Source organism: Scytonema sp. PCC 10023 (genome assembly GCF_963920835.1).
In the GTDB taxonomy this organism is placed as follows: domain Bacteria; phylum Cyanobacteriota; class Cyanobacteriia; order Cyanobacteriales; family Nostocaceae; genus Kalymmatonema.
In genome coordinates this window covers 1-16,944 of the sequence record NZ_CAWUDP010000153.1, presented here as the reverse complement: position 1 = coordinate 16,944, position 16,944 = coordinate 1, and the positions used below count along the sequence as shown (strand labels likewise).

The window sequence follows — 16,944 nt, the reverse complement described above, 5'->3', positions numbered from 1 at the left end:
TGCTGGGCTATCGATTTTTCAACCCAGTCTTTGGAAAAATGTTGGTAATGACAAGCCTTTCTAAAGGGAGGGTGACATGGTGCAAGGTATAAGCCTTTCATTAGCTGCCCAAAGCTGCTAATAACAAATGAAAGAAACACATTTATTTAAATCCCTAAAAGCTTTGCTGTATCAGGCTTACAAAATGTGTTTCTTGAGAGAGTTCTTACTGAGTTTTTCACCTAGGTAGAATTTTGTCTATTAAAGATTGATAAGTTAAGGACAAACTTAACTGCAATAGGAATATGCAGCAAGCACTTGGTTTACCCCTATAATCTCCACACTCTCCCACTCCCCCTCGGCAACATGGGAAAATTAAAAGTCTCACAGCTTAACCTCCCACGCACAATCACCACGACTCCAATACAAGATTGCGTTTACTATTTCTTGTAAGTTGACAGTGCGTTTTTGACAACAACGAGGTTGCTCAAATTTTGTACAAGCGCGATTTTAATTGCACGGCAGTTGCTTCAATCGTCCCCCGACAGTCCCACAACTGTCGTGCAAATTCCATTCGTTAGGACTTGGTGCAAGATGTCAAGTTGCCAACTTCGTTACTGGTAGTAATGGTTCGATAATTAGCTACTGTTTATCGTTCATACCGTTTTTTTATAAAGATGCACTTAATCAACCTGGCTCAACGGCAGGCTTTATTTGTCTGCCCGCGTTGCTCGTAGGCTAAGCGCTGTGGGTGAATAAAGCGCAAGCTCACATAGAATTGGTATCAGATCTGCAAGATATGCTTTTCGCTCTATTGCTGGCTTTACATTAAGCATCTCACCTTTAGAACTCTGTATCCAATTCCTTAATATTGTTTTTATAGATACCTTCTAATTGCCAATGAATAACTAAGTAGAATCATAAAATGGAAATAAGTTACCATCAATTTTTGCTCAAGAAAAATTGATGGTATTTTGTCACTCAGTATGAAACCAAAAGCCCTTTATTTACGGAGAAAAGCCAAGAAAAATAATGTAGCTTATAAGCACATATTTTTGGTTTGTACGGGCTTATACGGTTAGGTGCAAGATGTGAGTTACCCAAAAATACTTAAGTTATAGTGAAACCGCTTAAGTTGATCCTTAACCTAACGATTTTCTCTGGCTAAAACTTTCCAAGCTTGAAAAACTAAAAGACGAAAAGCGTTCCATCCTTCATAAGAGTGCAGTAAAAAGAGTAATGATAAGGATAACTGCACCTTTACTTCTGATGGAAATCCAGGTCAAGTTTGTCATTAAAGTTTTTAGCCTTACCACACAAGCAGAGCTCACTTAGCGCGTTTGTGTGTTTCAAAACAATCTTTGCAATAGAATAGCAAAACTCATGTAAGAGGTGGAGAGAAACTATGAAACCGGGGGATTCTGGGACACTCGTTCAAGATGAAAAGGCAACTGCATACAAAAATGCGGTTTTAGATGATAAAAAACTTCAAGATGGTTTAAAAAGCATCAATCCGAAATTTGGAGATTTTTGTACCCGCGTAGCAGGCGAAGCATGGGGTCTTCCATTAATTGACCAAAAAACCAAGGCTCTAATAACAGTCGCTGTTGATGTTGCAAATCAGGATCAAGTAGGACCTGGTAGCCCTTTTGCAGCACACGTGAATATGGCTATACAACAAGGAGCCACGCGTGCAGAGATAGAGGAACTCCTTTTGTTCATGTGCGTTTACGCAGGTTTCAATAAGGCTGCAGGGTGCTTTGGTGCCCTGAATGATATTTTCGGCTCTTCAGCATGATCTTCTAAAAGGCTCATAGAGTTGATAAATTGCAGAATCATTCACTGCGCGATCGGGTGCTTGGACACCAAATCATCCTCTATTTCAGTCAGGGACTTGCAACTCTGCACTATCTGACTACAGCCGATTAGTAAAGTGTACAACCGAGCACTGCAATTGTTACTACTATCACAGAGGTTTCAAATGAAAAAGCGAACCAACTATTACCAAGAACTGTCTGCAGATTATTCAAAACCAGGTCTAGTTGACAATGTATTAGCAGGCAAACTGATCAAGGACGCTGAGGAATACATTTCTCTTCGTGAAGAAGCCTTACCTGAAATAACTCCGCAATACAACTTAACGCAAATAGAAAAGGAAAACAGAGATTGGTGGCCAACTCACTGTGAAGCCCTGCGACAAGGGAGGGGAGACATTTTAGCAGGTGAATACGCCAATAATCTTGTCTACCTGTGCGCTGATGGACCTTTTCTAGGTAGAACAGCCGGGACACAGAGAGAGGTAAATTGGTGGGCAGTTATTGCCCAACCAGATGTAACGATGACTTGGCCCATCGTTATGTTTCATGGTGAAGTCGTTTACTTTGAATGGTACTGTATGGATGACGAGACGAATGAAGTCATCGCTAAGGGAAACGTAACTTGGCTCCGACGCGGGCACAGAGGCGCATGCCACTTAAAATGCGAACAACTTACTTTTTATCGCGATGTTTTTGCACCAACTGAATTGCTGCAGTTGATCAAGCGCTAATAAAAAATGCTACAAGTCACCAGGCAGCACACTAAAAACTTACCAGCCCCAATCATCAGCGAGAAAAGACAACATGGCAACTACAACTTTTAAGACTAAGGGAAAAATAGGTGTACTCATTGAGGAGCACTTTGACGAAATTGAGTTTCGAGCATTCAACAAGTTCTTCCCTGCCAATGGATACGAGGTAGAGTACATATCCCATCTTTGGAACCAGAAACAATTGACCTTTAAGGGAATTGACTTAACAGAAGAAGTCACGGTTACGGTAGAAGTGAACGATATTGAGCCTACCGATTATGAAGGCATTCTTCTGATTGGTGCATATGCTATGGATCGTCTTCGTTATGAAGAGCGTCATAAAGAGGGTCAACCCAACCAAGCTCCTGCCATTAGATTTCTCCGAAAAGCTGTCAAGGCTATGGATGCTAGCAGATTAAAGATTGGAACTATCTGCCATAGCCTATGGCTATTTACTGCTGATCCAGAACTGCTGAAAAACCGTGAGGTTACTTGTGCCCATAACATCTTGTGTGATGTCCAAAACGCTGGAGGCATCATTGTCTTCGATGGTGATGGTACCAAGGACTTACATATCGATGGCAATCTGATCACAGCCAAACACCCTAATGTAGTCACCGAGTTTATGGACACCTTCTTAAAGGCAATTAACGAGCAGCAATTGCAAGTACTGACCAAGTAGGAAAGTAAAACTAAACTAGAACTAAAGAACCGAGCTTTCTAGGTGGAAAAAAGGCCGCTCCCTCGGTTTCACGTTAAAATTTGGGTTAACGGTCGAACTTGGAGTGGCTAATTAGCAGAAGATTCAGGATGAAACCTGCAGTTATGACTCAAATACTTGATTCTCTACCTTCAGAGCAGCCCGGTAAGATTCTCTGCGCCTACGTTAATGCCACTAGCCAGATTCAGATTGCTCGGATCGTGAATGTTCCCAATTGGTACTTTGAGCGAGTTATTTTCCCAGGACAACGTCTTTTGTTTGAAGCACCACCGGATGCTCAGATGGAAATTCATACAAGCACGAAGGTCTGTGCAATTCTATCAGATAAGATTTTGTGCAACCGCCTACGCATCAAATAAGGAAGCAGTTAACCAGACGGCAATATCTTTGCGAGGCTTAAAACATCGCGCCGAATTGGGCTAGATGATTAATTAACACTCTTGAGTAAGAAAAAGAGCAAAATGACTGCAACAACACCTAAATTCCAGACAGAACTGGCTGGACAAAAGTACCAAGTAGAAGTGGGACGCACACATCCCTTGGGTGCAACACTATGCAAAGATGGAGTAAACTTCTCAGTCTTTGCAGAACATGCGACATCTGTCGAACTCTTATTATTTGAAGAGCCTAATGACCTGGAACCTATCCAGATTATTAAACTAGACTCAAAGAACAATAAAACCTTCCACTTTTGGCATATCTATGTAAAAGGGTTGAAACCCGGCACTGGCTACGCCTATCGAGTTGGCGGTCCTCAGGATTTACACCGGACAGGACACCGTTTCAACAAAAATAAGGTACTGCTCGATCCCTACTCTAAGGGAAACGCCAATGCCCTTTGGAACCGCATTGATGCTTTGGGCTCAAAAGACAATCTGGCTACCTCAATGCGTAGTGTAGTTATTGATACATCTAATTATGACTGGGAAGGTGACCATCCTCTCAATCGCCCAATGAGTGACACCATCATTTATGAGTTACATGTCAGTGGATTTACTAAGTCATCTTCCTCTGACTGCAAATATAGCGGTACATTTTCTGGAGTCATCGAGAAAATTCCTTACTTAAAAAAACTAGGCATAACCGCTGTCGAATTGCTGCCAATATTTGACTTTGACGAAACGGAAATTGTCCGAGAAGTTAACGGTACAGCACTGAAAGACTACTGGGGATACAACCCTCACAGCTTCTTCGCGCCTGAAGCCTCCTATTGTTATGCTCCTAGGGAGAAAAGCCCGATTAACGAGTTTCGGGATATGGTTAAGGCGTTGCACAAGGAAGGGATTGAGGTCATCCTGGATGTCGTCTTTAACCACACCAGTGAAGGCAACCATCAGGGTCCAACCATCAACTTCAAAGGTCTTGGGAATAGTACTTACTATCACCTTGTATCTTGGGATAGGCAGTACTACATGGACTACTCCGGCTGTGGAAATACATTCAACTGCAATCACCCAATTGCGGAAAAGTTAATTGTGGAGTGCCTGGAATTTTGGGTGAAAGAAATGCACGTTGATGGCTTCCGGTTTGATGAAGGGTCTATTTTATCCCGTGGGCAGGACGGACTACCCATGATCCATCCGCCGGTAGTTTGGCATATTGAAACATCCGCAGCCTTGGCTGAAACCAAAATCATTACTGAGGCTTGGGATGCTGCAGGGCTCTACATGATTGGCTACTTCCCTGGATATCGTTGGGCAGAATGGAACGGGCGCTTCCGAGACGACATTCGGCGCTTTGTCAAAGGGGAGCCAGGACTGGTTGGGGCAGTCGCTGTACGCATTGCCGGAAGTGCCGATCTCTATCAAGAAACCGGACATTTACCGATTAACAGCATTAATTTCATTACTTGCCATGATGGGTTCACCCTCAATGATTTGGTCTCATACAACGACAAGCACAATGAAGCGAATGGTGAGAACAACCAAGATGGTATCAATGAAAATTTGAGCTGGAATTGTGGTACTGAAGGAGAGACTAACGACGCAACAATTGATGCATTGCGGCGACGACAAATTAAGAACTTTGCAGCCATTCTTTTGCTCTCTCAGGGCGTTCCAATGATAGTGGCTGGTGATGAAGTCAGACGCACTCAAAAGGGCAATAACAACGCCTACTGCCAAGATAACGAGATAAGTTGGTTTGACTGGGATCTTGTCGAGAAGAACGCAGATATATTCAGGTTCTTTAAGCTGATGATTGACTTCCGTAGTTGCTATTGTCATCCTGGCTTACGGCGCAGTTATTTCTTCAACGGCGAAGTTAATGAACGCGGTCTAGCGGATATCTCTTGGCATGGTTGTAAGTTATATAGCCCGGGTTGGCACGACCCTCATGCCAGAGTTCTCGCATATACTTTGGGGGGCTTCGACGGAAACGCAGATATTCACGTCATGTTTAATATGTACTGGGAGGATATAGAGTTTGAAATTCCCTCTGTTCAAGACAGGAGGTGGTATAAAGTCATAGACACAGCTGAAGCTTCTCCTATGGATATTGTGGAAAGAGGGAAAGAAACTATGGTTTCAGGTGATGTATATGTCGTCAAAAACCGCAGTATTGTCGTTCTAATTTCCCAATAATTTCAACTCGTCAACTTCACTTCTAGGAAGAGATTTAATGAATAACATAGATTTTTCGTTTTCAGATATGCTCGCTGGGTATGTCACTGATTTTGACCCGCATCAGGGAGCAAATGGCACTTTCGGTCTCAAGACATCAGACGGAAGGAACTTTAAGATAGCATTAACCTCAACCACCTATGCTGAACTGGTACGCAATCTAGAAGAACCTTATTACGATTGCACCAGCCAGATGGCGGTAATGCTTGTTCCAAATCGCTATCTTTTTGTGTATGGCATTTTCTATGCTGAAGCGGGTAAACACAAGTTTGAAGGCAAACACATAGTTTTTCTAGGCAGGACAGAAAAGGAGTATGTATTTGAGAAGCAAGATTGGTGGGTCAAACAGATACAAAGCCTTGCCAATTTTTATCTGAAAGCTCAGTTTGAAAATGGCGAAATTGATTATCGAAAATATCGCACTGGTATCGGCTTAGTTGGCTCTAAAGAAGATAGTAATCGTCAGGAGACTGACACCATTTCCCGCCTAGTTTACGGTTTTGCTACAGCCTACATGATGACTGGGGATGACCGCTACTTAGAAGCTGCGGAAAAAGGCACCGAATACCTGCGCCAACATATGCGTTTTCTGGATGAGGGCGAAGGGATTTGCTATTGGTACCACGCTGTTGACGTGAAGCCAGATGGCAGCGAGCAGAAAATATTTTCCTCAGAATTTGGGGATGATTATGATGCTGTTCCAGCTTACGAGCAGATTTATGCGCTGGCGGGTCCTACTCAAACCTATCGCGTAACGGGCGACCCGCGCATTATAAACGATATCGAGTTGACAGTCAATCTGTTTAACAAGTATTTCCAGGACAAAACGGACAAAGAAGGATTTTTCTCACACATTGACCCAATTACTCTCAGCCCTTACTCTGAGACTTTAGGCCACAACCGCGCAAAGAAGAACTGGAACTCGGTAGGTGACCATGCCCCAGCCTATTTAATCAATCTTTGGCTAGCAACTGGCGAGGAAAAATACGCTGATTTCCTTGAGTACACATTTGACACCATTGAAAAGCGGTTCCCGGATTACGACCATAGCCCATTCGTTCAAGAACGTTTTCATGAGGATTGGAGTCATGACACAACTTGGGGATGGCAGCAAAATCGAGCAGTCGTAGGTCACAACCTTAAAATTGCCTGGAACTTGATGCGGATGAATCACCTAAAACCAAAAGAAAAGTATGTCGCCCTAGCCGAAAAGATTGCAGAAATCATGCCTGCAGTTGGCAGCGACCAACAGCGTGGAGGGTGGTACGACGTCGTAGAGCGCATACTACAATCAGGACAAGAGGTAAACCGCTTTGTCTGGCATGACCGCAAGGCTTGGTGGCAGCAGGAACAGGCTATCTTAGCCTACCTCATCCTAACTGGCTCATTGGATAAACCTGAGCATCAACGGTTGGCACGTGAATCAGCAGCTTTCTATAATGCTTGGTTTTTGGATAATGAAGCTGGTGGTGTCTACTTTAATGTTTTGGCAAATGGGGTTCCCTACCTGCTAGGAACGGAGCGAGCCAAGGGTAGCCACTCCATGAGCGGTTACCACTCGTTCGAGTTGGCTTACTTGGCTACAGTTTATACGAACTTGCTGATTACTAAGCAGCCAATGGATTTGTACTTCAAGCCAAAATCGGGTGGCTTTAAGGACAACATCCTGCGGGTTGCACCAGATATCCTGCCACCTGGCAGTGTGCGTATTGGCGAAGTATGGATTAACGGGCAAAAGCATTCCGATTTTGATGCTGAAAGCCTGACAGTTAAACTACCATCCTCTCAAGACGAATTGAAAGTTCGAGTGAGACTTCTACCGGCTCAAGTATTTTTTGACGTAAGCGTGTTGGAAGTAACTGATGGTACTGCCAAGATATCCTTAACTGGATTATTGGATGCAGATGCTGTGCCACGTTTTCAGGAAGAGTTGACCAAAGCAACACAAAAGCCAGTTAAACGCCTCGTTTTACTGCTACAAGACCTAGAATGTATAACCACTGCTGGTATGCGGGCCCTCATTTTCATCAAGCAAAAGCTGGGCGCTGACGTGGAGTTGTATGTCATTGGCGCACAAGTACAAGTGGAGCAATTCTTGAGGGTGAGTGCATTCTGCGAAGGCATCATAATGGCAGATAAGTATGAAACTGCCGAGCTGGCTAGCGTGTAGTTAAGGTGTCGCATTTGGGGGGTGAAAAAACCAAGAACCGTCGAAATTACCCCACAAATCAACTGTCGTTACCCGGACATCTTACCTACAAAGGCAATTTGACCTTTCAGGTAAGCCTTCGGCACACCTATGGCTGACGCCACGGCTTTACCGAACGGTGAACGCAGTCCCCTGTGGAGGGAAACCCTCCTTCAAGGCTGTCTCAGCGCCAACAAGGTAATTCCAAAGAATCCCAACGAGTGGGTAAGGTTGTCCGGTTTTTTCTAAGATACAAGCTGCGATGGCAGCCTGCACAAAAAGGTCATGATTTCCGTCTCCTGGCAACAAGCTGGACCTTCTGGCACGGAAAGAGTATCGATTTGATCGCCACGTTAACGAATGAGGAAATATTATGGCTAAGCCTGTTTTAATTACAATAGATGACGATCCAGAAGTTCTACGGGCGATCGAGCGCGATTTACGCCGCGAATACGGCGAAAATTTCCGCGTGCTACGCGCAGACTCCGGTCATGCGGCCCTAGAGGCGCTGAAAAAACTGAAACTGCGTAACCAGCCAGTAGCTTTGTTGTTAGCAGACCAGCGGATGCCGAACATGACCGGTGTAGAGTTCCTTGAACAGGCGATGGAAATCGTCCCAGACGCCAAACGCGCTTTACTTACGGCGTATGCCGACACTGATGAGGCTATCCGTGCTATTAATAAGGCCAAGATTGATTATTATTTGATGAAGCCGTGGACTCCCCCGGAACAGGGTTTGTTTCCAGTGCTTAACGATTTGCTTGAGGTTTGGAAAAAAACGTTCCTCCCGTCGTTTGAAGGTGTTCGTGTGATTGGCGATCGATGGTCACCCAAAACACACCAAGTCAAAGATTTCTTGGCTCGCCATCATATTCCTTATCAGTGGCTGGACATTGAGTCAGAAGAGGGGCGCAAGTTGTCTGCGGACGCTAACCCTAATGAACTAAAACTACCACTGCTGCTCTTCCCCGACGGCTCACATCTTTTACAGCCAACGAACATCCAAATTGCTGAGAGAATCGGGCTGAAAACGCGTGCCGTAATGCCGTTTTACGATGTGGTCATTGTGGGTGCTGGTCCGGCTGGTCTAGCCGCAGCGGTGTATGCTGCTTCCGAGGGGTTGCACACCATCATGATTGAAAGAGAAGCTCCAGGAGGACAGGCGGGAACCAGTTCCCGGATTGAGAATTATCTCGGTTTCCCGTCCGGACTAACTGGGGGAGATTTAGCCAGACGTGCTGTCGCACAAGCTCAGAAGTTCGGAGCCGAAATTCTCGCGCCGCAAGAAGTAACTAGCCTTCGTATAGACGGTCAATATCGATATGTGACCCTAGCAGATGGCTCAGAATTAAGCTGCCACACCCTAATCATCGCAACTGGCGTATCGTATCGCAAGCTTAAGGTGCCTGGTAGTGACAAACTAACAGGAGCTGGCGTGTACTACGGAGCAGCAATGACCGAAGCAATGGGCTACAAAGGCGAAGACGTATTTATTATTGGGGCAGGCAATTCAGCTGGGCAAGCTGCCATGCATCTTTCTAAGTACGCTCGCTCAGTGACTCTTCTCGTACGCGGGGATTCACTCAAGAAAAGTATGTCTAAATATCTGATCGATCAGATCGAAGAGATGAACAATATCCTAGTAAAGGTGTTAACCGAAGTTACTGAAGTGTTCGGCAAAGACAAGCTTGAGGCAATAACCATTGCTAACTCAGCAACTGGTGAAGTCGAAACTGTCCCCGCCTGCGCCCTTTTCACCTTTATCGGTGCAATGCCACGCACCAACTGGTTGCAAAATATTGTAGAGAGAGATTCAAAGGGATACATCCTGACTGGGGCTGACGTTTTGCATGGTGAGATGTACCCGCGAGGATGGACACTACCTCGGTCTCCCTATCTTCTCGAAACTAACGTACCGGGAATTTTCGCGGTAGGTGACGTACGCTATCAGTCAGTGAAACGAGTTGCCTCAGCGGTAGGTGAGGGTTCGATCGCTATTCAATTTATACATCAATATCTCTCATCCTTGTAGAAACATTTAGGTTTTAGCCATGCTTGAGTTGTTACATAAAATACCCCTGTTTCAAAACTTGACTGAGAATCAGCTGATGTGTTTGATGAACGGCACGCACATCCGGCTGAATCCAGGAGATTTGCTCTTCAAGCAAGGAGAGCCCGCAAAATGCTTTTACGTGGTATTTGAAGGAGCAATCCGGCTGACACGAGAGATTGGTAACCAAGAAGTTGTTTTAGCTACATACGACGCTGGTACATTTTTTGGTGAAGTCCCTCTTCTTGCGGGCACACTTCATCTTGCAAGCGGGCAAGCAGTAGGTGAATGTCACGTGTATTGTTTACACGAGGAAGAGTTTTGGCAGATGCTTATGTTCTGCCCATCGGTGAGACAAGCTGTTCTCGGTTTTATGGCAAGCCGAATGCAAGAGTTACAGATGTTGTCTCACCAACACGATAAACTCATTTCCTTAGGTACACTAGCTGCCGGTCTTGCCCATGAACTGGGTAATCCAACAGCAGCGGCACGTCGGGCTACGGGACAATTGCACGATGCGGTAAATGTCTTGCACAACCTCTCGCTTGAATCTATTGAACAACACTTCACCTCAGCTCAACTAGAGTACCTCTTGGAGATCAAGCGTAAGGCCATTGAACAAACCGCTCAACCCTGCAATTTCGATCCTTTGGTTCAAATTGATTTGGAAGATGAACTAACGGACTGGCTGGAATCACATGATGTTGCTGATGGGTGGAAATTTGTTCCAACCCTGGTTGCAGCCGGAGTTAACGTTCAGCAGTTAGAAGTGATTGGCGAGCAGGTGAGCGCCAATGCACTTAGCGGTGCACTGACTTGGCTAGAGGCAACGTTGGCTATAGCAAGTGTGTTAAATGTCCTCGATCAGGGCGTTACTCGCATTTCTGAGCTTGTCAATGCTGTCAAGGCCTACTCGTATATGGATCAGTCTCCACTAAAGGAGATAACTGTTCATGAAGGTATCGAGAACACGCTCACTATTTTAAGCTATAAACTTAGAAAACACCGTATCCAAGTGATGCGTGAATACGAGCAGAAGCTGCCAACTATTGAGGCCTACGGAAGTGCACTGAATCAAGTGTGGACGAATTTGATTGACAACGCCATTGACGCTTTGGGCGAGGGGGGTACGATTTGGGTGCGTACATCCAGTGCCCAAGATTGCATTACGGTGGAAATTGCGGATAATGGACCAGGCATTCCCCCTGAAATTCAGTCCCGGATCTTCGATCCGTTCTTCACAACTAAGGGTATCGGTGTAGGGACAGGGCTAGGTCTAGAGATTGCCTATCGGATTGTAGTAGGTCAGCATAGCGGAGAGATTCGCTGCTTTTCAAAGCCAGGCGACACACGCTTTCAGGTTACTATACCCATTCGCCCGTTTCAAGAAATAAACAAATGTAAAAGTGAAGCAGCGCTTACTTGACTAGAGTGCATAAAGGAGAATGAATGACTATCGAGTGTACACATCTGAGTCAGCTACAACCAGTCACACCCAGTGCTGATGGCTGTCAGGAATGCTTGGCAAGTAGAGACACCTGGGTACATCTGCGGATCTGCTTAATTTGCGGGCACGTTGGTTGCTGCGACTCTTCCAAGAACAAGCACGCCACCAAGCACTTCCACAGCACCGGTCATCCCCTCGTAAAGTCTTTGGAGCCCGGTGAGAACTGGGGCTGGTGTTATGCCGATAAAACCTACGTGTATTTATCATCGGTCATTAACTAAAAAAATCTGAGGCTTTACAAGTGAAAACCTGGTTGCAACCTCCTCGCCTACGCATTAATGCAGAAAGCGAAGAAGAAAACGGCCGCGCTACTTGGCTGGAACTGTTCTATGACTTGGTGTTTGTGGTAGCGGTCTCACAAGTCGCCCATAACCTTAGCGAAAATATTTCTCTATCAGGATTTTTCGGCTTTGTGTTTCTGTTTATACCGATTTGGTGGGCATGGATTGGCACTACATTCTATGCCAACCGATTTGATATCGATGACATAGGTCATCGCTTGCTGATTGGTGTGCAAATGATCGCGATCACCGCCTTAGCAGTGAACATACACCATGGCTTGCGCGAAAGTTCAGCTGGCTTCGCCCTTTCCTATGCTGCTGGAAGGGTCGTGCTTGTCATCGAATATCTGCGTGCTGCAAGGCACATTCCCCTAGCGCGTCCACTGGCAACTCGTTACGCACAGGGTTTTGCGATCGCTGCCGCCCTCTGGCTGATATCAGCATTTGTACCCATTCCATTGCGTTTCGGCTTTTGGGCATTGGGATTAATCGTGGATTTCGCCACGCCGCTCAGTGCAAAACGCTTGCAGCTAGGGCTAACCCACCACGTCGAACACTTACCGGAGCGTTTCGGGCTGTTTACCATAATTGTCCTAGGCGAAGCAATTATAGCGGTCGTCAATGGTCTTTCCAATCAGAAATGGGATGGTAAGAGCGCGATTGCCTTCGGCACAGCCCCTTGGGCAATTGCCGCAGTATTCGGCTTTAGCATCGCTTTTAGCTTGTGGTGGATCTACTTCGAGAACATCGGTAGCTCAGCTCTGAGGTCTGTTGGTGCAACTGGTCGAATCGGGGTTTATCAAATCTGGCTTTACGGGCATTTACCGCTGGTTATTGGACTTACTGCTACCGGAGTTGGCGTGGAACACATTGTATCCAGTCAGCCTAGTGTAGCACTGCCCGCTCCAGAGCGTGTGCTTCTCTGTGGCGCAGTAGCCCTGTGCTTGCTGGCTCTAGCTCTTCTGCATCGTACTGGAGTTATACGCTACTGTAAAGTCCGTTCCAGGTTCCGCCTTCGCTCTGCGGTTGTCCTTCTTGTACTTGCTATAGTTGGCAAAGGCTTGTTGCCCATTGTGGTAATCGGGCTTGTAGCTTTAGTCTGTGCTGTCCAAGTCATTCAAGATTTGTATCAAAGCCGGCCCTCAGTCGCTTGATGAAACTCGATTAAAGTTATAGCGGTATTTTTAGCTACTGCCACCAAGGCAGTAGAAGGATACGCCCGCGTCCCTAAATGCCTGCAGACCAAATCAAAAAAATGCTCGAAGTTGCTCCCAAGTACGGAATCGAAATATTGTAGTTATCAGCCATGAAAACCATCAATCAGAAAACAACAAAAGTCAACTATGCATCCCGCGATCGCAATGGAAAAGCAGTATTCTACGTTCTCCTGTGGAAAAGAAAAGGTATCACTTTAAACATGTTTGATGACTACTGGCGCAATGTACATGGCCCCGTCTGCGCTAGATTACCAGGTCAATACCAATACTGGCAATTCCACCTGGCTCATAATGAAGGCGGTATGTGGCCCACTCTGGATGGCATAGATTATAACTGCCCAGAATCAGACCAGTTCGATGGCATTGCCGAATTAACCTTTGCAACAGTTACCGACCGTCAGACTTGGTTCAATGCCGCTGCTATTCTGATGGATGACGAATACAACATCTTCAGCAAAGCAATTGGATACAATACCAGTCCTGGCAATTCTCAAACTTATGTCGATGGCATTCCCACAGGCGACCCCAACGGAGAGTTAGGGATTCTGAAGTTTCACGTCATGCTCAAAAAAACAGATGGCGTGAGTGTGGAAGCCTTTCGCAAATACATGACAGACAACTTTGCCCCCGCTATTGTCAAGAGTGATTCAGTTCTCAAGTTCCGACTGCATCTGTTTGAAGAAGTAGACAATTCCAGACCAAATGCACCAGGGGTCATTCATGTTGAACCCTTAGAGAAGCAATATCAGGCTGCTTTTGAAATTGCCTTCTCTAATCCCCTGGATATGGCTAACTTCTTTACGTCCCCTGAGTACGCCTCAACGGTCAATTCACAGCCGAAGTACATCAAACAAATCAACACATTTCCAGAAAGAACAGCTTACACCTTTGTTTACGACGGTCAAATGACCATAGCGGGTCAGCGGAGTTCAACGGTCGCGGAACTGATTACAAATATTGGCGCAATCAATCAACTGAAGGAGAACATCACTTCTCTTATGCTTGGTCATCAGCAACAGGTTAAATCTGAGTACCGAACAGCATTAGGGACTTCCAAATAAAAAATTATTCTAGGGTCAGGCAAGACTATAAAACTCAAGTTGCTAGAACTATGTCCAATACACAACTCCTAAAGAAAAAAATCGGGAACTGTAAACCTAAAAACCGCCTTTTTTTAGTCCTGTCTTTTTTTGCTCAGAGTGCTTGGCTGCATCAGAAAATCTACTTAATTAGTAGACAGTCAGTTAGGATGAACATAGTACTTAGCTGCTTGGGGTCTTGCCTGCTTGTTACAACAGTGGCAGAGGTTCCAGCCTTTGGCGCGGAGCGGATTTCTTTCGTAAAGGGTGCCTTGCAGTTCTCCCTTTCAATTGAGGATTTGGAGTTATACGCTAAGGAAGGCAAAATGACGGATAGATTTGCCTTTTACGCTAAGCGTATCAATCCGCAACAACGGACTCTACTGCGAGATATTTTACTCAGACGTTTAGAGGTAAATTCTACCAATGTTGCTCAGTTTACTTACTCGCCGATTGGAGTAAACTTCCTAGAACTTCTAGGACAGGTTTTGCAAACACAATCTGGTCAAAATGGCTTTTACGCACTTAGAGCCGCTTGCATTTTAGCTGCTAGAGATGCACAAGGCTTGACAATACTAAATATGTTACGTAGGTTTCCTAGTGACAGTATCCGGATTGACGCAAACCGCAGTCTCCGAATGTCCGCAGAGATGGCACAACTCTTAAAGCAAAGAGAAGCTATCATCGGGAAAATTCTGCGGCAGTCAAATAGCGAGGCGACCTTTGCAAACCAAATAAATTTTTCTTCAAAAGCTGATTTGTCGCTTTTAGGAGCGTTTACCTGGCAGAAAGAAACACTGACCCTCAATGACCGCAACCGAAATCGTGTTTTTCCTGTTGATATATACCTCCCCCAAACTCAAAACCAAGGAACAAGTGAGCAATCAGCTCCGGTGATTGTAATTTCTCATGGTCTGGCTTCAGACCGCAATACTTTCGCATATTTAGCTCAACATCTTGCATCTCATGGTTTTGCAGTAGCTGTGCTTGAGCACGCTGATAATGCCCAACGATTTCACCAATTTTTTGCTGGCATTGATAAGCTACCGCAACCAACCGAACTCATCAACCGCCCTTTGGATGTAACGTATTTGCTGGATGAACTTCAGCGTCGGTCTCAGTCCGAACCAGCTTGGCAAGGTCGGCTAAATCTAACCCAGGTGGGGGTGATTGGTCAGTCTATGGGTGGCTACACCGCTCTAGCTGTAGCTGGTGCGCAACTCAACTTTGAACAGTTGCGTGCAGATTGTGGTCAACTTAAACCTAACGACATATTCTTGAATTTGTCACTACTGGTTCAGTGTCGAGCTACTGAGCTACCGTCGTTGACCTACAAATTGCAGGACAAACGGGTTAAAGCAGTCATTGCCATTAATCCAGTCATGAGTAGAATCTTCGACTCAAGAGGCTTGAGCCAAATTCAAGTCCCTGTGATGCTAGTTGCAAGTCAAGAAGATATTTTTGCGCCAGCAGTACCAGAACAGATTCTTCCCTTCACTTCGCTGACAAACCTGCACAAGTATCTGGTCTTGGTCGAAAAGGGCACCCACTTTTCCATGTTGAGCCCATCAGTTAATGACAGTGGGTTGCCCCTTCTCCCACCAGAGTTGAAAGGTCCAGAACCAGCCTTAGCCAAACGTTACCTAAAGGTATTTAGTGTGGCTTTTGCAAAAACATATGTTGCTAATCAACCAGAGTACCAGTCCTACCTAAATGCGTCCTATGCTAAAGCGATCACTCAAGCACCTTTGAACCTCAGTTTAGTGCAGTTGTTGACAACTACGCAATTAGCCCCAGCACTCAATGCTTCCCACTTGAAACCCTGACGGGGTAACAACTGTGGTTAAAAGCCTTTTCATTTACTACTATGAGAGGTTGAACATTTTCCCACAACATGCGTGGTGTTAATTTTTCTCTTTTCAAATAACGATTAATCCTATCGTGGCTAATCGATTCCAGATGCTCTGCTAAATTAGTCAGAGTATAATTAACTTGACTACTAAGTAAGTATTGACAATAGTCAAGTTTCGTAAATTTCATAGCCCTAATTACTCGCTCCTTGATGCTAGTTCCTTATTCAGAAATACGATTATTTATTATTGCTAGCAGCCACTTTTTCATTTTCTCACACTAGGGTGCTTTCAAAGTTTCCTGCCACTTGAGTGCGATTGCCCGTAAGGGCAGTGCGCTACGCATGCAATCGCTCTTCCACTTTCTTCTTCAGGCGAGGCGAAAAAGCCTAAGCCAAGAGCTTTCAGAGTACTCATCTGTATGCATGTGAGAGCATCAACACTGTGCCACTTGCGTAAGTCCTGAATCATTTTCTCCTATATCGAACCGCTAATACTATGGGCAAGTGATCGCTTGCCCTTAATTGAGATACCCCACCGCTCCATACCCCTCACGCTCTACTGCCTACAGTCACCGTTTCATACCCCTCTCCGTTTGCTCTGGTTGTGACAGTTGCGTAAGTCCTGTAACTATTATCCAATTCGGGGTGATGTTTACCTGTTCCCCGGTCGCAGTAATGGTCATCTAGCAGAAGATAGCGCCGCAAGGATACTTCGGGAAGCGTGTAAGCAAGTGGGGATTATTGGCGTATCAACCCACAGCTTTAGACGTACCGCGCTTACCCAGATGAGCAATGCAGGCATTCCGTTGAGGGTGATTCAGGAGATATAGCTATAGCCAGTCTAATTAGGACGTGGACTATAATAATTGCGATCACTTCT

General features: G+C 45.4%; 11 protein-coding genes and 2 pseudogenes. All 13 read left to right on the top strand.

The window, feature by feature from the left end; genetic code table 11:
* The first annotated feature begins 1,384 nt into the window (after positions 1–1,384).
* Complete coding sequence (locus tag ACM0OZ_RS44730) at positions 1,385–1,777, top strand: carboxymuconolactone decarboxylase family protein (RefSeq protein WP_414589362.1); 393 nt, start codon at positions 1,385–1,387, stop codon at positions 1,775–1,777.
* Between the two features lie 183 nt (positions 1,778–1,960).
* Entirely contained in the window at positions 1,961–2,527 is a 567-nt protein-coding gene (locus ACM0OZ_RS44725) for a hypothetical protein (RefSeq protein ID WP_414589361.1), read from the top strand.
* 73 nt (positions 2,528–2,600) lie between these two features.
* Entirely contained in the window at positions 2,601–3,230 is a 630-nt protein-coding gene (locus ACM0OZ_RS44720; protein ID WP_414589360.1) for a DJ-1/PfpI family protein, read from the top strand.
* Positions 3,231–3,373: 143 nt separating this feature from the next.
* A pseudogene (locus tag ACM0OZ_RS44715) lies at positions 3,374–3,622 on the top strand (DUF1830 domain-containing protein); the annotation flags it as partial.
* Positions 3,623–3,730: 108 nt separating this feature from the next.
* Entirely contained in the window at positions 3,731–5,851 is a 2,121-nt protein-coding gene (gene glgX / locus ACM0OZ_RS44710) for a glycogen debranching protein GlgX (RefSeq protein WP_414589359.1), read from the top strand.
* Between the two features lie 37 nt (positions 5,852–5,888).
* Positions 5,889–8,060, top strand: coding sequence for an AGE family epimerase/isomerase (locus tag ACM0OZ_RS44705; protein WP_414589358.1), 2,172 nt, complete (start codon positions 5,889–5,891; stop codon positions 8,058–8,060).
* 391 nt (positions 8,061–8,451) lie between these two features.
* Complete coding sequence (locus tag ACM0OZ_RS44700) at positions 8,452–10,110, top strand: FAD-dependent oxidoreductase (RefSeq protein WP_414589356.1); 1,659 nt, start codon at positions 8,452–8,454, stop codon at positions 10,108–10,110.
* A gap of 19 nt (positions 10,111–10,129) precedes the next feature.
* Complete coding sequence (locus ACM0OZ_RS44695) at positions 10,130–11,554, top strand: ATP-binding protein (protein WP_414589355.1); 1,425 nt, start codon at positions 10,130–10,132, stop codon at positions 11,552–11,554.
* A 23-nt stretch (positions 11,555–11,577) separates the two neighbouring features.
* Positions 11,578–11,856: a ubiquitin carboxyl-terminal hydrolase 14 gene (locus ACM0OZ_RS44690; protein ID WP_414589354.1), complete on the top strand. Its 279-nt coding sequence runs from the start codon at positions 11,578–11,580 to the stop codon at positions 11,854–11,856.
* Positions 11,857–11,876: 20 nt separating this feature from the next.
* Entirely contained in the window at positions 11,877–13,070 is a 1,194-nt protein-coding gene (locus ACM0OZ_RS44685; RefSeq protein WP_414589353.1) for a low temperature requirement protein A, read from the top strand.
* A 152-nt stretch (positions 13,071–13,222) separates the two neighbouring features.
* Positions 13,223–14,194 (top strand): EthD domain-containing protein, encoded by a 972-nt coding sequence (locus tag ACM0OZ_RS44680; RefSeq protein WP_414589351.1) that lies wholly within the window; start codon positions 13,223–13,225, stop codon positions 14,192–14,194.
* A gap of 236 nt (positions 14,195–14,430) precedes the next feature.
* Positions 14,431–16,038 carry an alpha/beta hydrolase gene (locus tag ACM0OZ_RS44675; RefSeq protein ID WP_414589349.1) on the top strand — a complete coding sequence of 536 codons (1,608 nt, stop codon included), beginning with the start codon at positions 14,431–14,433 and terminating at the stop codon, positions 16,036–16,038.
* 670 nt (positions 16,039–16,708) lie between these two features.
* Positions 16,709–16,891: pseudogene (locus tag ACM0OZ_RS44670) on the top strand (tyrosine-type recombinase/integrase); the annotation flags it as partial.
* Between the last annotated feature and the right edge of the window lie 53 nt (positions 16,892–16,944).